This is a genomic window from Thiocystis violacea (assembly GCF_016583575.1).
Taxonomy (GTDB): Bacteria; Pseudomonadota; Gammaproteobacteria; order Chromatiales; family Chromatiaceae; genus Thiocystis; species Thiocystis violacea.
Map to the genome: position 1 here is coordinate 51294 of NZ_NRRG01000029.1, position 17783 is coordinate 69076.

General features: G+C 62.0%; 14 protein-coding genes and 1 pseudogene. 6 read left to right on the forward strand and 9 right to left on the reverse strand.

Annotated features, from left to right (window positions below; all coding sequences use genetic code 11):
- Window positions 1-21: 21 nt before the first annotated feature.
- The 3 genes from nuoN (at window position 22) to bamC (ending at window position 3821) form a co-directional block, all read left to right on the forward strand.
- Entirely contained in the window at window positions 22-1461 is a 1440-nt protein-coding gene (gene nuoN / locus CKO27_RS14355) for an NADH-quinone oxidoreductase subunit NuoN (RefSeq protein ID WP_200375586.1), read from the forward strand.
- A gap of 236 nt (window positions 1462-1697) precedes the next feature.
- Window positions 1698-2573 carry a 4-hydroxy-tetrahydrodipicolinate synthase gene (gene dapA, locus CKO27_RS14360; RefSeq protein ID WP_200375587.1) on the forward strand — a complete coding sequence of 292 codons (876 nt, stop codon included), beginning with the start codon at window positions 1698-1700 and terminating at the stop codon, window positions 2571-2573.
- Window positions 2574-2600: 27 nt separating this feature from the next.
- The gene (gene bamC, locus CKO27_RS14365) at window positions 2601-3821 is read left to right on the forward strand and encodes an outer membrane protein assembly factor BamC (RefSeq protein WP_200375588.1); all 1221 of its coding nucleotides are present in this window, start codon (window positions 2601-2603) and stop codon (window positions 3819-3821) included.
- On the opposite strand, the gene CKO27_RS14370 is transcribed toward bamC, so the two are convergent.
- The 3 genes from CKO27_RS14370 to CKO27_RS14380 are packed head-to-tail and all read right to left on the reverse strand — an operon-like array spanning window position 3818 to window position 6642.
- A complete protein-coding gene (locus CKO27_RS14370; RefSeq protein ID WP_200375589.1) occupies window positions 3818-4513 on the reverse strand; it encodes a LutC/YkgG family protein in 696 nt (231 codons plus the stop codon). The genes bamC and CKO27_RS14370 overlap by 4 nt on opposite strands.
- The gene (locus CKO27_RS14375) at window positions 4506-5903 is read right to left on the reverse strand and encodes a LutB/LldF family L-lactate oxidation iron-sulfur protein (RefSeq protein WP_200375590.1); all 1398 of its coding nucleotides are present in this window, start codon (window positions 5901-5903) and stop codon (window positions 4506-4508) included. Before CKO27_RS14375 ends, CKO27_RS14370 begins: the two co-directional genes overlap by 8 nt.
- Entirely contained in the window at window positions 5893-6642 is a 750-nt protein-coding gene (locus tag CKO27_RS14380; protein ID WP_200375591.1) for a (Fe-S)-binding protein, read from the reverse strand. The genes CKO27_RS14375 and CKO27_RS14380 overlap by 11 nt, the downstream gene beginning before the upstream one ends.
- A gap of 207 nt (window positions 6643-6849) precedes the next feature.
- Between CKO27_RS14380 and CKO27_RS14385 the strand changes: the two genes are divergently transcribed.
- A complete protein-coding gene (locus CKO27_RS14385; protein WP_200375592.1) occupies window positions 6850-7242 on the forward strand; it encodes a DUF302 domain-containing protein in 393 nt (130 codons plus the stop codon).
- A 58-nt stretch (window positions 7243-7300) separates the two neighbouring features.
- On the opposite strand, the gene CKO27_RS14390 is transcribed toward CKO27_RS14385, so the two are convergent.
- From CKO27_RS14390 to murI, 4 genes are all read right to left on the reverse strand, one after another.
- Entirely contained in the window at window positions 7301-7789 is a 489-nt protein-coding gene (locus CKO27_RS14390) for a hypothetical protein (RefSeq protein ID WP_200375593.1), read from the reverse strand.
- Between the two features lie 570 nt (window positions 7790-8359).
- Entirely contained in the window at window positions 8360-11200 is a 2841-nt protein-coding gene (locus CKO27_RS14395; RefSeq protein ID WP_200375594.1) for a valine--tRNA ligase, read from the reverse strand.
- Window positions 11201-11373: 173 nt separating this feature from the next.
- Window positions 11374-11928, reverse strand: a complete 555-nt coding sequence (locus CKO27_RS14400; protein ID WP_200375595.1) for a hypothetical protein — start codon at window positions 11926-11928, stop codon at window positions 11374-11376.
- A 69-nt stretch (window positions 11929-11997) separates the two neighbouring features.
- A complete protein-coding gene (gene murI / locus CKO27_RS14405) occupies window positions 11998-12843 on the reverse strand; it encodes a glutamate racemase (RefSeq protein ID WP_200375596.1) in 846 nt (281 codons plus the stop codon).
- Window positions 12844-13072: 229 nt separating this feature from the next.
- Here murI and CKO27_RS14410 point away from each other — a divergent pair, with 229 nt between their 5' ends.
- A complete protein-coding gene (locus tag CKO27_RS14410) occupies window positions 13073-13282 on the forward strand; it encodes a hypothetical protein (RefSeq protein WP_200375597.1) in 210 nt (69 codons plus the stop codon).
- Between the two features lie 56 nt (window positions 13283-13338).
- Here the strand turns inward: CKO27_RS14410 and CKO27_RS14415 are convergent, their stop codons facing one another.
- Window positions 13339-13722, reverse strand: coding sequence for a DUF4280 domain-containing protein (locus tag CKO27_RS14415; protein WP_242470922.1), 384 nt, complete (start codon window positions 13720-13722; stop codon window positions 13339-13341).
- 258 nt (window positions 13723-13980) lie between these two features.
- Window positions 13981-14451 (reverse strand): hypothetical protein, encoded by a 471-nt coding sequence (locus CKO27_RS14420; RefSeq protein WP_200375599.1) that lies wholly within the window; start codon window positions 14449-14451, stop codon window positions 13981-13983.
- Window positions 14452-16287: 1836 nt separating this feature from the next.
- On the opposite strand from CKO27_RS14420, the pseudogene CKO27_RS14425 reads away from it, so the two are divergent.
- Window positions 16288-17724: pseudogene (locus tag CKO27_RS14425) on the forward strand (IS701 family transposase).
- Window positions 17725-17783 lie beyond the last annotated feature (59 nt).

Sequence of the window (17783 nt, forward strand, 5' to 3'; positions counted from 1 at the left end):
TATTCTGACCGGGACATTTTCATGCCATTCGACGCCGCCCAACTGTTGCCCATCCTGCCGGAGATCACCATCCTCGTGACCGCGAGCCTGGTGCTGCTGGTCGATCTCTATCTCGACGACCAGCAAAAGGATCTCAATCACAGCCTGACCCTCGTCGGCATTCTGATCGCGATCGCCCTCACCGGGGCGGTCGGCGGCGGCGAGGCGCGGGTCTTCTTCGACGGCAATCTGGTCCGCGACGCGCTCAGTGATCTGCTGAAGGGCTCGATCCTGGTGGTCAGCCTGCTGGCCTTCGTCTATGCGCGCCCCTGGCTTCGGGATCGCGGGATGCTGGTCGGTGAGTTCTATGTGCTGGGACTCTTCGCGGTGCTCGGGATGTTGATCATGGTTTCGGCCAACAGCTTCCTGACGCTCTATCTGGGGCTCGAGCTCCAGGCGCTGACGCTGTACGCCTTGGTCGCCTTCGACCGCGACTCGCGCAAGGGCGCCGAGGCCGGTATGAAGTATTTCGTCCTGGGCGCGCTGGGTTCCGGGATGCTGCTGTACGGCATTTCCATGATCTATGGGGCCACCGGTTCCATCGAGTTCGGGCCGGTCGCGGCGGCCGTGGCCGAGCAGGAAATCTCGAACAAGGTGCTGGTGTTCGGCATCGTCTTCCTGGTGATCGGCATTGGCTTCAAGTTCGGCGCCGTGCCCTTCCACATGTGGGTACCGGACATCTACGAAGGCGCGCCCACGCCAGCGGTTCTGATCCTCGGCAGCGCGCCCAAGATCGCGGCCTTCGCCCTGGCGATCCGGATGCTGGTCGACGGTCTCGAAAGCCTGCACACGGACTGGCAGGGCATGCTGGTGATCCTGGCCGTGCTGTCCATGGGTCTCGGCAACCTGGTTGCCATCGCCCAGTCCAACATCAAGCGGATGTTGGCCTATTCCACCATCTCGCATGTCGGTTTCATCTTCCTCGGGTTGCTTTCGGGCTCGCAGCAGGGCTACGCCTCGGCGATGTTCTATACCATCGTCTACGCGGTCATGTCCGCCGGCGCCTTCGGTATTCTCCTGATCCTCGGTCGCAAGGGCTTCGACGCCGAGCGGCTGGAGGATCTCAAGGGACTCAACGACCGCGATTCCTGGTACGCGGCCATGATGGCGCTCATCATGTTCTCCATGGCCGGTGTTCCTCCCACGGTCGGCTTCATGGCCAAGCTGCTGGTTCTGGAGTCGGTGATCCGCATCGACATGGTCTGGCTGGCCCTGGTGGCCGTGTTCTTCTCCATCATCGGCGCCTTCTATTATCTTCGGGTGGTCAAATTCATCTACTTCGACAAACCCGCCGAGGATGCTCCGGCCCTGCTCACGACCGGCGGCGTGCGGTTCGCCATGTCGGTCAATGGCCTCGCGCTGCTGGTGCTTGGCCTCTTTCCGGCGGCACTGCTGTCGCTGTGCCAGGCGGCTTTCGCTTGAGGCGGGCCTAGCCGCCGGCTCCCGCCCCGCGTCGGCTTAACTCGATCCGACGCGCGCGGCGGTGGACGTGGTCGGGGTTCCTTTTCCTCTCGTCCGGTCGTTTCCGGACGGGCTTCATGTTTCCATCCCATCCGACGGCTTGGGTCTGGCGGCCGTCCATCGGTTGTAAGCGCATGGTCGCGCAAGCTACCATGCGAGTCTTGATTTCATGGCTTTGAGTAGAGTGGGGTTGGAGCATGTTTCGCGGCAGCATCGTTGCGCTCATTACGCCCATGCACGCCGACGGCGAGATCGATGACGCGAGTCTGCAACGCCTCGTCGATTTTCACGTCGCGGAAGGCACGACGGCTATCGTTTCGGTCGGCACGACCGGAGAGTCGGCGACCCTCGACGAGGACGAGCATTGTGACGTCATCCGTCGCACGGTGGAGTTTGCCGCCGGGCGCATCCCGGTGATCGCCGGAACGGGCGCGAACTCGACCCGCGAGGCCATCAGCCTTACGCGTCGCGCGCGCGAGGCCGGAGCCGTGGCTGCCCTGCTGGTGACGCCCTATTACAACAAGCCGACTCAGGAAGGGCTCTATCTGCATTACAAGGCCGTGGCGGAGGCCGTCGACATCCCCCAGATTCTCTACAACGTACCCAGTCGTACCGCCTGCGACATGCTGCCCGAGACCGTCGCTCGGCTGGCCGGGATCGATAACATCATCGGCCTCAAGGAGGCGACCGGCGATCTGTCCCGCGTCACCCGTCTGCGCGCGGATTGCGGTCCGGGCTTCGCGCTCTACAGCGGTGACGACGCCACGGCCCGCGAATTCATGCGGCTCGGCGGTGATGGCGTCATCTCCGTCACCTCCAATCTGGCGCCGCGTTCGATGCAAGCCATGTGCGAAGCCGCGCTCGCGGGTGATCGCGAGCGCGCGGAGTCGATCGACGCGACGCTCGAAGGGCTCCACCGCGACCTCTTCGTGCAATCCAATCCTATCCCGGTCAAATGGGGCGTCGCCGAATTGGGGCTATGCTCGCGCGGCATTCGCCTGCCCCTCACCTGGCTGACCCAGGAACATCAGGCGTGCGTGCGCCAGGCGATGAGCCAGGCCGGCCTGCTTTAAGGCATCCGGCGCCAGGAGGCTACCAGGATGACTACTTCCACCCAGAGGTTCTTGATTTTGAGACCAGGTTTCAAGCTTGTCTTGGCGCTCGCCGTCATCATGCTGTCCTCGACCTTGATGGGCTGTGGCTCCACTAAGCTCAAGGAGACGCTTCCAGATCAGCGACTTGTCTACAAAAAGCAGCGCGAGGCGGGCGAGAACCTCGAAATCCCACCGGATTTGGCCGGCGGTACCTTCGACGACGCCCTCGATATCCCCGATGGGGGAGACCGGTCAGCGACCTTTTCGGAATATTCGGGTGGGCGTGAACAGCGTCAGCGGATCGCCAGCCAGGGAGATGTGCTCCCGACGGTCCAAAACGTGGAACTCAAACGGCGTGGCGACGAGCGCTGGCTAGAGGTTCAGGCCTCTCCCCAGGCGGTTTGGCCCAGGCTGGTCGCGTTCTGGCGTGAGCAGGGCATCATGCTCGTCGACCAGAATCCGACGGTTGGTCTGATGCGGACTGACTGGCTGGACAACCGCGCGGAGATCCGCAAGGATTTCGTGACCCGGATGGTGAGCAAGGTCGCCGAGGGCGTCTATTCGACCTCGACCAGGGATCAGTACAGCCTGCGTATCGAGGATGGTCTGAAAACCGGCACGACCGATATCCGCATGACCCATCGCGGGATGTCCGAGCGACTGGTCACCGACGGTATCGGCGACGGCAGTCGCACCATTTGGGAGCCGAGCGGAACCGATACCGAGAAGGAGGCCGAGATGCTGCGGCGTCTCATGGTGTATCTGGGAGCCTCCTCTCAGCGCAGTATCGCCGGCGTGGCCGATACAGGGGCTGGCACGGCATCCTCGGCTCCGAGGGCGCGTCTGGTCACCGAGGGTGGTGTAGAGTCCATTCTGATCCCCGAGGAATTCCGCGCGGCCTGGCGATTGACCGGAACGGCGCTGGATCGCGCGGGATTCGCCGTTGAGGATCGCGATCAGACCCAAGGTGTCTACTACGTCCGCTATGCCGGCCGCGGTGGTCCGGGTTCCGATGGTGGACCGCCAGGGGACGACAATAAGCCGGGGCTGATGTCGCGCATGGCCTTCTGGCGCAAGGACGACGTCGACAAGGTCAAGCAGTATCGGATCAAGGTGTCGGGCGGCGCGACGGAATCGCGCGTCATCGTGCTCGACGCCGATGGCCGCCTGGATCAGACCCCGAACGCGCAACGCATTCTGGGACTGATGCGCGAGCACATGCGTTAATCGATGGCCTCCGGCTGGCCGGCGAACCGATCGCCGGTCGGTCGATCCTCTCCCCGTATCAATACGATCAGCTTCTCTGGACCATGAACCCCATAGGCCAGGGTTTGCTCGATATCGGCCGACTTGGAGGGGCCGGAGATCAGGAGCGCGTTGGTCGGCATGGATTCGCTCCAGCGCTGTTCGCTCATCATCGCGTGCAACGTCGGGACGATCCGATCCGCCTCGATCAGTACGACATGCACCGGCGGAACCAGGGATAGGAGACGCGGTTCGGCCCGGCTCGGCCAGAGCACCAGCGATCCGGTCTCGGCGATTCCGCCGAGGCAACTGGTGAAGCCGGCGTCGGTGTTGGTGAAGAGCGCCTCCCGGCAGGCTTCGATGGGTTGATCGTGCGCGATCAACTCGGGACCATCGGTTGGCCAGCCCGCCCGCAATTCCTCTCCCAGCGGTCCGTCCGGTCCATAGCGGAGATTCTTGACCTTCGACTCTCGCAGCCGGGTCGCGAGCATCCGAGGCCAGTCGTCGTCGACCCGATGGACCTGGGCGCGCACCGACTCCAATCCGATTCGGAACCGCTCGACGGTCTCCCGCCGACTCCAGGAAAACCGCCGGACGGGCACTGATGGCTCGGGCCGGCTGTCGACTCGAGCCGCCCGCAGCCGGGCGAGGATGGAATCGCGTGCATCAGTCATCTCGGAAACCCTCTCGCTGGGCCAATACGTGGAGCGATCTGGCGGCGATCCGAGGCGCGGCGCGCGTGCGGGTCCAGGGACCAAGCCGGATCCGTGCCAGGATCCGCAAGCGCGTGACGAATCCGCTGATCCGACGGTAAGACGCGGGGCTCGCGTGGATGAGCGACCAGAGCCGCCAGAGGAAGCGCTCGCGGCCCGAGCGCCGCCCGTGACGGAGTGCCCGGCCTTGCGCCTGCTCGAACCGCAAGCGGTTGAGCAGGTCTGGGATGGGGATGCGCACCGGACAGACCTCTCCGCAGGCTCCGCAGAGCGTCGAGGCCTGGGCCAACTCGCCCTGGCGTTCGAGCCCCTGGAGTTGCGGTTCGAGAATGGCTCCAATGGGGCCTGGATAGACGGTCCCGTAACCATGTCCGCCGATGCGGTGATAAACGGGGCAGTGATTCATGCAGGCGCCGCAGCGGATGCAGCGCAAGGTCGCCCGCAGCTCGGGGTCGGCATGGATGCGCGAGCGCCCGTTGTCGAGCAGGATCAGATGAACCTCGTGGGGGCCGTCCAGCTCGTTCGGCTTGCGCGGTCCACTGATGAGGTTGACATAGGTCGTGATGGGCTGGCCGGTAGCGCTCCTGGTCAATAGGGTCAGCAGCGGGGCCAGATCCTCCAGCCGGGCGATGACCTTCTCGATCCCGGTGATGGCGATGTGCACGTCCGGGGCCGTGGTGCTCAGGCGGCCGTTGCCCTCGTTCTCGACCAGGCAGAGCGTTCCGGTCTCGGCCACCGCGAAATTGACCCCGGACAACCCGATCCGGGTGGCGCGAAAGCGCTCGCGCATCATCCGACGCGCCAGCGCGGTCAAATGCTCGATGTCCTCGCCGTAAGGCTCCTCGGGAAAATGGCGCGCGAACAACTCGGCGACCTCGCGGCGGTCCTTGTGCACGGCAGGCGCGACGATATGGGAGGGGTGCTCCCTGGCGAGCTGGATGATGAGTTCGCCAAGGTCGGTCTCGATCGGCTCGATGTCGTGCCCGGCGAGAAAGGCGTTCAGACCGATCTCCTCCGACACCATCGATTTTCCCTTCAGGACGGCATGGCCGCCATGTCGGCGAATGATGTCCAGGATCAGACGGTTTGCCTCGGCCGCGTCCTCGGCCCAGTGAACGTGCATGCCGTTGGTGGCGCAGCGTCGCTCCAGACGTTCCAGCAGTTCCGGCAGGTTGGCGAGTGCCTGATCGCGGATCGCCTGGCCCTGATCGCGCAGCCGCTCCAACTCGTCGAGATCGGGGAAGGCCGCGCGGCGTTTGAGGATCAGCCCATCCATCGCGCGACGGATGTTGCCGCGCGCCCTCTGGCTGGCCAGCGAACGCTCGGCGCGAAGACGGAATTCACTTCTCATGGGCGACCTCTGTCCTCTCCCAGAGAAACTCGGCGATGTGTTTCACTCGGTAGGCATAGCCCGCCTGTTTCGCCGTGCCGCCGATGTTCAGCAGACATCCCCAATCCTGGCTGACGAGCAGCGGCACCTCGGTGGCCGCGACGGCGGCGGCCTTGTCGCCGGCCATGGCGGAGGAGATTTCGGGTTCCTTGATCGCGAAGGTTCCACCAAATCCGCAACACTCGTGGGCGTGGTCCGGTTCGACCAGCGAGACGTTGGCCAGGCGGCGGAGTAGGGCGGTGGCGGCATCGGCGACCAAGAGTTGCCGTCTCGCCGAGCAGGAATGATGAACCGCGACCCGGATCGGCGGCCCGAGGTCGTTCAGCTCGATCCGCAGGACTCGGTGGAGGAAATCGCAGAACTCGACCACGCGACCGGCGACCTGCCCGGCGCGCGCCGCGTCCGGGGTACCCTCGAAAAGCCGGGGATAATGCGTCCGCATCATGCCGGCGCAGGAGGCGGACGGCACCAGGATGGGCTCGTCGCCCGCCAGGACATCCAGTTGCAGGCGCGCCACTCGTCGCGCCTCCTCACGGTAACCGGCGTTGTAGGCCGGCTGGCCGCAACAGGTCTGCCCCTGGGGGAAGCGTACCCGGATCCCGGCGCGCTCGATCAGTCGCATCCCCGCGAGCCCGGCCTCCGGATTGGCCATATCGATCAGACAAGTCCCGAAGAAGAGAATGCTCTCTGGCTTGGTCATGGAGATGGCCTGGTCTCGTCGAGCCTGCGTTGACAGGCAGCGATTTGACCGCGCTTCGGAGGTTGAGGCAAGCGCGATACGTTGACAATTTCCCTGTCGAAACGACGGTGCTCGGTGGTATTTTCCTACCTGAACGATTTGTTATTCCGCTCGGATCGGATTATTCGCTGTCTGTCCCACCACGGTCGATGCACACGGAGTTATGTCATGAGTTATGCCTTTGGGGTCGAGATCGATCTTCCCTTCGCCGCCGCGCTCGAAAAGCTGCAAGCGGATCTGCATGCCGAGAAGCTTGGCGTGGTGAGCGATATCAACGTCGCCGCCATCCTCAAGAACAAGCTGGGCGAGGAGATCGGCGAGTACCGTATCCTGGGCGCCTGCGCGCCCATGCTCGCCAAGCGGGTCATCGACTCCCAGCCCGTCGCCGGTACCCTGCTGCCCTGCAATGTCGTGGTGCGCCAGCTATCGGAGTCGCGGACCGCGATCGATTTCATGGATCCGGTGACCGTCCTCGCCCTGGCGGACGACGATGCCGCCAACGCCGTGGCCGAGGAAGCACGCGGCATTCTGATGCGCGTCGTCGAGCGTCTGAAAGGCTGAGTGATGGCCCCGGCGATTGGCCGATGCCGTTATCTCTCGGTCTTGGCGCGATTCGGGGCTATGAAGTCGCGACCTGACTGGCGCCGTTCATGTATCGGATGGTGCGCCCGACGCGCACTATATCCTTGCGGGCGGCCTCGAGAATCTCTTGATTCTTGAGCGCGCCGAGGTGGGCCTCGGCCTTGGCGAGATCGAGCGCCCGTGCCCTGTGCTCCGCCAGTCGGGCCAGGGCCAGATCCTTCCGAGCCGCCGATTCCAACGCCGGCAATTTTTTCTCGGCCCGCGCGAACAGGAGACGGCCTTTCTGGTCGAGCGAGGCGCGCATCATGAAGCGGGCGATCTCGGCCTGAAGTGTTATTTGATGGAAGCTGTCCTGAATCTTCTCGCTGATCTCGATCGCTTCCTGGAAATGCCTCTCCGCGATTTTCGAGTCCGAGACCGAGACGCCGAGATAGGCATGGGCGCGTGCCCTGATCCGGTCCGCGCCGATGGCGTCGGCCAGGGACGCGAGTCCGAACCCGTTCCCCGAGAAGGTTTGATCCTGCAAGAGCTCCAGAGCTTCCAGGGTTTGTCGGCGACCGCCGGCAGGCCCATCTCGCGCCTGATCTGTTCCTCCAGCAGGCGTCGTCGCTGCTCTTCCTCGCTCATCTGCTGCTGCTTCTCTTCCATGTCCTCGCGCATCGCGTGCATCTTCCGAAGCCGGTTCCTGACTTCTTCCGCTTCCTGCTTGCGTTTCTGAATCTCGCGATACTTCTCGAACACCAGGCCGCACGCGGGACAGACTTCGGGCGGCCGGGCGCCCTCGTCGTACTCCATGGCGTGGTCACATTCCGGGCAGACGAATTTGGGTTTGTCCTTGGGAATCAGTTCCAGCGTCTTACCGCCGAACAGGGTTGGCTTGTAGTTGACCTTGGCGCCGAGATGGCTGAAAACCTTGAGATAACGCTCCGCCTCATCGCGGGTAACGGCCTCCTTGAAGACCATGCCGGATTGGGCCGAGAGCAACTGCCGAGACTCCGTGGGCGGCCTATTGGCGGCGATCCCTTGCCGGATCCGGTTCCAGCGCAACGGAAAACGCGGCGTCCCGGTCGAAATACGGGAACGCCGCGAGACAGGATCAGAGCGCGGTGATTTTCTCCCGCTGCGCCTGAAGGTTGCCGATCGCTGCCGCATGCTCGGTCAGCTTGGCGCGTTCCTTCTGGACCACCGCCTCCGGCGCCTTGTCGACGAAGCTCGGGTTGGCGAGCTTGGACTCGGTGCGGGCGATGTCGTCGGTGAGGCGGGTGATCTCCTTGTCCAGCCGTTTGAGCTCGGCGTCCTTGTCGATCAGACCGGCCATGGGGATCAGGAGCTTCATGGCACCGACCAGGGCGATGGCCGATTCGGGGGCCGAGTGCTCGTCGTCGAGAACGCTGATCGACTCGGTGCGCGCCAGGAAATCCAGATAGGGCCGCGCGGTGTCGAGCCAGATCCGGTCCTGCTCGGAGGCGTTGGCGACCAGCACCGGTAGCGGCTTGCCGGGCGGGATGTTCATCTCACCCTTGATGCGGCGGATGCCGAGGATACACTGCTTGACCCAATCGATTTCGCCGACCGCCTGGGCGTCCTCGGCGCCAATCTCGGCGACAGGGTAGGGCGCGAGCATGATGGTGTTCCCATCGACTCCAGCCAGCGGCTTGACCTTCTGCCAGATCTCCTCGGTGATGAAGGGCATGATGGGATGGGCGAGGCGCAGCAGGGTTTCGAGTGTCTGGACCAGCGTTTGTCGGGCACCGCGCTTGGCGGCCTCGGACGCGGTTTCACCCGTGAGCACCGGCTTGGACAGTTCCAGATACCAGTCGCAGAAGTCGTTCCAGGTGAATTCGTAGAGGGCCTGGGCGGCGAGATCGAAGCGGTAGCTCTCGATGGCCGTCGTGACGGCGGCGATGGTGGCGTTCAGACGCGAGCGGATCCAGCGGTCGGCGGCGCTCAGTTCGATCGGGTCAGAGCCAAGGCCGCAATCCTGCTCTTCGGTGTTCATCAGCACATAGCGCGAGGCGTTCCAGAGCTTGTTGCAGAAGTTGCGGTAGCCCTCGGTGCGGCTCAGGTCGAACTTGATGTCGCGTCCGGTGGTGGCGAGCGCGGCGAAGGTGAAGCGCAGGGCGTCGGTGCCGAAGGCGGGGATGCCGTCGGGGAAGTCCTTGCGGGTGTCCTTGGCGATCTTGTCGGCGAGACGCGGCTGCATCATGCCCTTGGTGCGCTTCTCGACCAGCGCCTCCAGTTCGATGCCGTCGATCAGATCGATGGGGTCGAGCACGTTGCCCTTGGACTTGGACATCTTGTCGCCGTGGGCGTCGCGCACCAGGCCGTGGATGTAGATTTCGCGAAAGGGCACGTCCCCCATGAATTTCAAGCCCATCATGATCATCCGGGCGACCCAGAAGAAGATGATGTCGAAGCCGGTGACCAGCACCGAGGTCGGGTAGAAGGTCTTGAGCCGATCGGTCTCCTCCGGCCAGCCGAGCGTGCTGAAGGGCCAGAGCGCGGAGCTGAACCAGGTGTCGAGCACGTCGGGGTCCTGGACCAGCACGACCTCGGGACCAAAGCCGTGCTTCGCTCGCACTTCGTCCTCCGAGAGCCCGACGTAGACGTTGCCCTCGCAGTCGTACCAGGCCGGGATGCGGTGCCCCCACCAGATCTGACGGCTGATGCACCAGTCCTGGATGTTGCGCATCCACTCGAAATAGGTGTTCTTCCAGTTGTCCGGGACGAAGCGGATGTCGCCGTTCTCGACCGCCTTGATCGCCGGATCGGCCAGCGGCTGCACGCGCACGTACCACTGGTCGGTGAGATAGGGTTCGATGACCGCGCCGGAGCGGTCGCCGCGCGGCTGTTGCAGTCGGTGGTCCTTGACCGCCGCGAGCAGGCCGAGTGCTTCCAGGTCGGCGACGATCCGCTTGCGCGCCTCGTAGCGGTCGAGTCCGAGATAGGCGGCCGGCAGCAATTGCCCTTCCTCGGGTTCGTTGTCGCGGATGGCGGCGTCGGGCGTCAGGATGTTGATGAGCCCGCCGTGGGGCTGATCGGCGATGGCCGTCTCGTCGCGATGACGCAGCCAGACCTGATGGTCGTTGAAATCATGCGCTGGGGTGATCTTGACGCAGCCGGTACCGAACGCGGGGTCGGCGTGCTCGTCGGCGAGGATGGGGATGCGTCGGCCGGTCAGTGGCAGCTCGACGAACTCGCCGATCAGGTGTTTGTAGCGCTCGTCTTCCGGGTTGACGGCGACCGCGCAGTCGCCGAGCAGGGTCTCGGGCCGGGTGGTGGAGACCACCATGTGTTGTGGCCCGCCGGCGCCGGGCGGCTGGATCAGTGGGTAGCGCATATCCCACATATGCCCGCTTTCTTCCTCGGACAGCACCTCCAGATCCGAAACCGCCGTGTGCAGCACCGGATCCCAGTTCACCAGCCGCTTGCCGCGATAGATCAGCCCCTCCTCGAACAGCCGCACGAAGACCTCGCACACCGCCTCGGACAAGCCTTCGTCCATGGTGAAACGTTCGTGCGCCCAGTCGAGCGACGCGCCCATGCGCCGGAGCTGGCGGGTGATGGTGCCGCCGGACTCGGCCTTCCACTCCCAGACCCGTTCGGTGAACCGTTCGCGGCCGAAATCATGCCGGGTCTGGCCCTCGGCGTTGATCAGCCGCTCCACGACCATCTGTGTCGCGATGCCGGCATGATCGGTGCCTGCCTGCCAGAGGGTGGGTTCGCCCTTCATCCGGTGATAGCGGATCAGTGCGTCCATGATGGTGTCCTGAAAGGCGTGCCCCATGTGCAGACTGCCGGTCACGTTGGGCGGGGGGATCATGATGCAGTAAGCACCGCCCCCATTGTTTTCGGTCGGGACGAAATAGCCGCGTTCCTCCCAATACCGATACCAGTTGGTTTCCAGGGTTTGGGGATCGTAGTTCTTATCCAGCATGGCGGGGTAGGCTCGTGGTCGCGCGTACGAAATGGCGCAGTATACCCGATGGGCGATCCGCGCTTGATCCGGCGGTCGAGTGGTGGATGGCCGACGAGGTTGGCGTGGACAGCGAGTTTGGCCGCTGCGGCACCTTCTGGGTCAGCGTCCCGCCGGAGCGGCTTGATGGACGCTCAGAGTCCACCATCCATTCGCGCGGCGCGCCGGGCGTTCAGCTCGGTGGCGATATAGGCCAGCGAAACGCCAAGCTCGCGGGTCCAGGATAGCTCGATGGACCAAGCCGGGGAGGGCTCCCAACGATGCAGGGCGCGACCTTCCCCGCGACGGATCGAGGCCAGCCGAGCCGCTGGCGTGCTGGCGTAGTCGGGGAAGCGGCTTTGGTCGGTGCCGGGTCCGTAGATCTGGCGCAGGTCGTTGTAGATGTCGTCGAAGGCGAGCTGGGTCGAGACGGCGTGAGCACGGACGACCTTGTAAAGGCGGTTCGAGTAGGCCAGCAGATAAAGCTGGTTGGCCCCGTCTGGAAACACCAGGGCCAGGCTGTCGCCCTGCGTCTGGCGCGCGGCGGGAGGCGGTGAGGATGGCAGGATTTGGTTGATATCGCCGCCAAGACAGTAACGGCCAAAGACCATTTTGAGGCATGGCTCTTCCGCGACGGCGGCAGGGGTCAGGAGTAGGGCGCCGCTGCTTAGCGCGAGCCCGGCGAGGAGGCGAATCAATCCGCGACGCATGCTGTCTCCTCTCCGGTGAGGCGTTCCGGTCGGACCCGCCGATCGGCGCCTGTCGATGGTTGCCGAGGTCTAGATCGCCTCCAGCGCCAGTCCGACGCAAGACGTCGGGGCGGGTCGGATGGCGTCTTCGATGAAGGGCGCGAGGATGACCTCGGCCCCCCACAGTCGCGTCATTAGACCATGGGTGCTGGCGTTCTTGCCGCTGGTCCAGAAATGTTCGCGTCCAGTCTTCTCCGGGGGGGCGAGTAGTCCCGCCTCGTTCAGTCGGCGTCGCACCTGCCGGGCGACCGCCGTCCCCGAGTCCAGCACCAGGGTATCCGGACCGGCCAATTCCTGAATCAGGGGTGTCAGGAAGGGGTAATGGGTGCAGCCCAGAACCAGTGTGTCGGCCCCGCGCGCGAGCAGCGGCTCCAGGTAGCCCCAGAGTAGGTCGCGGGTCCGGTCGCCGTCCAGGTCGCCGGCCTCCACCTGTTCCACCAGACCGGGGCAGGGCCGCGGCAGGATCTCCACCCCTTGGCCGAGACGTGCCAGAAGCACCGAGAAATTGTGGCTCGCGAGGGTTTGGCGGGTGGCGAGCACCGCGACCACGCCCGAGCGGGTCCGCTCGATCGCGGGCTTGACCGCCGGTTCCATGGCGATGATGGGAACCGGATAGCGGGAGCGAAGCACGCGTGCGGCGGCGCCGGTGGCCGTATTGCAGGCGACCACGATGGCCTTGGCTCCTTGGTCGAGCAGGAATTCGGTGATGGCGATCGCCCGCGCCTCGATGGTCGACAGGGGCTTGTCGCCATAGGGGGCGTGGCCCGAATCCGCCACATAGAGCAGATCCTCGTTGGGTAGCAGACGCCGGATCTCGCTCAGCACGCTGAGTCCGCCGAGGCCAGAGTCGAAGACACCGATCGGGTGATAAATCATGGATGTGGGATCCGGCCAAGCCGGCGCGGTGGGTGAGGATCGAGATCGCGATCCCGCTGAATGGATTCGCGACAGGCCGTTAGCGCGTCACAGTTTAGGATCCTGGAACGGGCATGACAATCACGCTCTGGCCGGGGCCGCGCCTTATGAGGTCGATGAGAGGCAGGCGGTTTTCAATGTGGTCGATCCCGCGTCCAGGATCCGGCTCCGTGCCACCTGAAGCGATGGCTTGTACGCCCGCGCGGCCATGTCCCTGTCGCTGGTTGTCTTCGGGTATGGTGATGTCGATCGGCGGGACATGGATCTGGTGCTCGACCGAATGTCCGCGAGCGCCATGGAGAACGACTCGGCGGACGTCGACCGGGATGGCGACATTTCGGTGCTCGACGCGCGCCTGGTCTTTCTCAACGGCACCCGGCCGGGATGCGCCCACGACTAGCCTTTCGAGGGCGAACGGCCTCGGAGACGAGGCCGTGGTCGCCCTGGATCTGGGATTCAGGGGATCTGCTCGGTGACCTGACCGGGATTCATAACCGTGATCACGCCACCCCAAGTGCACATCAGGGTGGAGGTGTTATTCAGGGCCGGCATGTTTCCCAGCAGGACGGTTGGCGAGCCAGGGGTCCATGGCGCGACGGTGGCGGGAACGCAGGGCATGGGCGTCAGCACGCCAAGCGCCGCCGCCGTGGCCGAGGCGACCACCGGATTGGCGGGGCAGATACACATTCCGAACGGCAGGATGTTGACCATGGGCTTGTTGTCCATGATATTGGCCGCCGGCATGGAACTGGTCATCATCCGATTGACCGGCAGCACCATCAGGGTACTGGGCGCCATCCCGAAGGAGCACAGCAGGGTGGCGCCGGAACATACGTGCATGGACATATCGCCCGATCTCCCATTTCTTCCGCGTTGCTTTGGATAAACCATCGAAACCCCGGGCTCCGGAACAGACACGGTTGAAATATTCCGTTAGCAAGAGTCCCGTGGCGTACATGTTTCCTTCGCCAAAATTGAAATAGTTTCTGTCGAATCTGGGTATCCGATAAAGATGAAGGGTCGCCATGGTGACCTCACTCGATCGACTCCATGGAAAAGCCGCTTGCGCCAACGGGAGGCGGATTTCGATTTGCTCGGCTATACGAAGACCTTCAAATAGGGCGTGAGCTCTCTCGGAAACAAGGCGTCCCTGGTGATATCCAGGCTTGCCGCCTTTCCTCTGATCTTTCCGTAGATCGAATTGAGCGCCGCGATCGTCAGAAAGCGATTGGTTCGAGATCCGCTCAGTGAGCCGGATCCGGCCGCTGCCGGGCTGACCACGCCATCCTGAACGAGCGGGCTGTCTGGATTTCGCTGTGTCCCGATTTCTTGGAAGCGTCGGATGTATTTGATGGTTTGAGATCCGCAGATCCCGTCGACCTGAATCGGCCCCTCGCCGGGAGGGACATATTCCTCATGCCGTGGCCCGCATTCGGCGCTGACCTTGAGCAGGAATTGCACGAGCAGTACATCATCGTAATGGTTTGCTCTGCCCGATCCGACCGCGGCGTCAACCGAATAGAAGAGGGCGCTGCGCTCATTGTTTTCGATCAGATAGACTCTGGCCATGGGCGGCTCCAGGATGGAAGACCTTGTCGGGTATCGACCAGGCCGGGGTAATGACTCAGCCTCGTTTGAAGGCGTTACTCTTGGTCGCTGAACTCCAAGCATCAATCGAGCCAATTCGGATTCGTTTCCTATTCAGGCGCGGCTTCAATTCACGGCTCAGCGAGGGAAAGTATCTGTCGCCATCGTTCGAGTCAATCTGGACCACATGGGTCACATTGAGCATGGGTCAAATCGAGCCGATCCGAAGAGATTGGATCCCGGTTCCGTTTATTGGAGGGCCGGGCGACGGATGGCGACGGAGCACGCCGGGTGCTAGAACGCGGGGCCTTGCCGGGCCGCACTGTCACGGTTTTTCTCTTCGCATTGACTCCTCGGTCAGCGCCTATCGAGCAGACGCTTGGTGGGCTCTACGCCATGAGTGGAAGCGACCGCGAAACGCTGTAGCGGCTGCCCGTCGCGTCGAGCGTATCGAGCGGCGGCTGGAGTTGAGCGATGAGTGAGCCAGGCCTATGGACACCCCTGAGCAAGAAACAGCGGAAGCGAAAAACGGAGATGTACCACGGGCGTCCTGTTCTCCGCCTCGCATGACCACACACGCCTCGGGTGCGACCACAAGTGATGCGTACCAGCCATCACCCGTAGGATGGGTAGAGCGAAGCGAAACCCATCATTCCTCACGCCGACATGTAAGGGTGGCGCAAACAAAAAACGCCCCCGGTTTTCCGAGGGCATTTGATGATGATATCCAGGTCCGTGGAATGATGGGTTTCGTGACCAATCGGCGTCGGTGCCAATGAATCAATGTCGTGTCATGGTCACTCTACCCATCATGCCTTGCTCCCTTGTTTTTCACGCACACCCCGCGCCGTCATCGTAGGGCGGATGCCCGATAGGGCGATCCGCCATTCAGACGCCAAGCCGACCCACAAACATTCGTAGCAGCCAAGGAGCAGCACCGACGGCGGCAAGGTCAGTGGCACCCAAATGGTGGAACCTCCTATCGGAGTTCCACCCTACGCGGGCTTCAATTCACAGCTCAGCGAGGGAAGGGATCCGTCGCCATCGTTCGAGTCAATCTGGACCACATGGGTCACATTGAGCATGGGTCAAATCGAGCCGATCCGAAGAGATTGGATCTCGGTCCCGTTCATCGGAGGGCCGGGCGACGGCTGGTGACGGAGCACTCCGGGCGCTAGAACGCGCGGCCTTGCCGGGCCGCACTGTCGCGGTTTTTCTCTTCGCATTGCTCCTCGGCCAGCGCCTATCGAGCAGACGCTTGGTGGGCTCTACGCCATGAGTGGAAGCGACCGCGAAACCCTGTAGCGGCTGCCCGTCGCGTCGAGCGTATCGAGCGGCGGCTGGAGTTGAGCGATGAGTGGCGGACACCCCTGAGCAAGAAACAGGGAAGCGAAAAACGGAGATGTACCACAGGCTTCCTGTTCTCCGCCTCGCATGGCCACACCCGCTGCGGATGCGACCACAAGCGATACGTACCGGCCATCACCCGTAGGATGGGTAGAGCGAAGCGAAACCCATTATTCCTCACGCTGACATGGCAAGATCGCGCAAACAAAAAACGCCCCCGGTTTTCCGAGGAAATTTAATGATGATATCCAGATCCGTGGAATGATGGGTTTCGTGACCAATCGGCGTCGGTGCCAATGAGTCAATGTCGTGCCATGGCCACTCTACCCATCCTACCTTGCTTATTTCTACTTTGTTAGATTCACATAACCGATTGATTAAGCTAAAATTATTGGCATGGAATAATTTTCGAGTGATTGACAGTCCATGGCTCCAAACAATGATGACGAAAAAAATATTATATTAAAAAATATGCTCGACCATCTTTCAGATCATGTGGATGGTTATCATGAATATTTTCAAAATGAAACGTCTCATGGTTATGAATTAAGTCAGGCTTACATTGCTGGTCTTATCAAAACCGAAGCTGGAAAACGCAATATCGAACGCCTCAACGAAGAAATCGACATGTCGGGTGATAGTTATCAACGGATGCAGCAGTTTATAACAGACTCGCCGTGGTCTGCGGAAAACCTGATCCGTGCGATTGCCCAAAATACATCGAATCTGTATGCCAATCAGGCGGATGACCGGTGTCAGGATATTGGCTACATCATCGATGAATCGGCACATCTAAAAAAGGGGAACCATTCCGTCGGCGTGGCGAGACAATAGGCGGGCGTCATTGGAAAAATCGAGAATTGCCAGGTTGGCGTCTATGCGAGCTTAGTTTGGCAGTCACATAGCACGTTAATTAATGATCGGCTGTTTCTTCCCAGGTCATGGACATCGGATCCAGCGCGGTGTGACCAAGCAGGAATCCCAGTCGATGCGCGTGAGTTTAAAACGAAGCTGGAACTCGCGCTTGACATGATTCAATCCGATGTTACGGCCGGCGTGGAATTTGACTGGGTCGGTGGAGATGGCCTGTACGGACACGGCTTAGCGCTTGGTAACGCCTTAGATAACATGGAGTTAACATTTTTGCTCGATGTTCATTGCAACCAGAAGATCTATTCCATTCAGCCGAGTCTAGTCGTTCCAGAAAAGATGGCTGGGCGAGGGCCGAAGCCTAGCAAAAAGCAAGCTGATCGCGATTCAATCCAAGTCAAATGGTACGCCAAACATCTCCATCCTTTTGAATGGAAAACAATCACCGTTCGCAACGGGACAAAAGGACCGCTGACGCTTTCCGTTCATGCCGCCCAAGTGTGGGTCTGGGATGGCGAGGCAGACGATGTCACCGGGCGGGTCTTGGTGATCAGCCGAAATCATGCGGATAATCAGATCAAATATTCACTCAGTAATGTCGACTATCGGAATACATCAATCGAAAGACTCGCTCACATGCAAGCCCAGCGCTATTGGGTCGAACGTGCGTTTCAAGAGGCGAAAAGTGAGCTAGGGATGTCAGACTATCAAGTCAGAAAATGGAATGCTTGGCACCATCACATGGCGCTGGTCATGTTGTCGTTATCCTTTATGGTGAAAGAGCGCATCACGTACAAAGCTGACTATCCCTTGTTGAGTTGCCGGGACATTCGGCTCATGATTATCGCACTCTTGATCAAAGATCCAAATTTCATCGAAAAAAGAATTCAGCAAATGACGGTCAGGCATGAGCAAAGGCGCAAAGACATGGAGCGGCGTTACAAACTGGCGTCAACGGCTCAGAATTCAACCTGGTTCCGTGAACTGAATGAACCGTCTTCCAAGAATTCCCGTTACATAACAAGAGGATGGAGGTAAAATACGCCCATTCTAGGGCTCACCCGGCAGGTGACAAGTTGCGACGTTTCATCATCACG

Coding starts and splice junctions, on each gene's coding strand:
- nuoN (WP_200375586.1), top strand. CDS start 22: ATGCCATTCGACGCCGCCCAACTGTTGCCCATCCTGCCGGAGATCACC.
- dapA (WP_200375587.1), top strand. CDS start 1,698: ATGTTTCGCGGCAGCATCGTTGCGCTCATTACGCCCATGCACGCCGAC.
- bamC (WP_200375588.1), top strand. CDS start 2,601: ATGACTACTTCCACCCAGAGGTTCTTGATTTTGAGACCAGGTTTCAAG.
- CKO27_RS14370 (WP_200375589.1), bottom strand. CDS start 4,513: ATGACTGATGCACGCGATTCCATCCTCGCCCGGCTGCGGGCGGCTCGA.
- CKO27_RS14375 (WP_200375590.1), bottom strand. CDS start 5,903: ATGAGAAGTGAATTCCGTCTTCGCGCCGAGCGTTCGCTGGCCAGCCAG.
- CKO27_RS14380 (WP_200375591.1), bottom strand. CDS start 6,642: ATGACCAAGCCAGAGAGCATTCTCTTCTTCGGGACTTGTCTGATCGAT.
- CKO27_RS14385 (WP_200375592.1), top strand. CDS start 6,850: ATGAGTTATGCCTTTGGGGTCGAGATCGATCTTCCCTTCGCCGCCGCG.
- CKO27_RS14395 (WP_200375594.1), bottom strand. CDS start 11,200: ATGCTGGATAAGAACTACGATCCCCAAACCCTGGAAACCAACTGGTAT.
- CKO27_RS14400 (WP_200375595.1), bottom strand. CDS start 11,928: ATGCGTCGCGGATTGATTCGCCTCCTCGCCGGGCTCGCGCTAAGCAGC.
- murI (WP_200375596.1), bottom strand. CDS start 12,843: ATGATTTATCACCCGATCGGTGTCTTCGACTCTGGCCTCGGCGGACTC.
- CKO27_RS14415 (WP_242470922.1), bottom strand. CDS start 13,722: ATGCACGTATGTTCCGGCGCCACCCTGCTGTGCTCCTTCGGGATGGCG.
- CKO27_RS14420 (WP_200375599.1), bottom strand. CDS start 14,451: ATGGCCAGAGTCTATCTGATCGAAAACAATGAGCGCAGCGCCCTCTTC.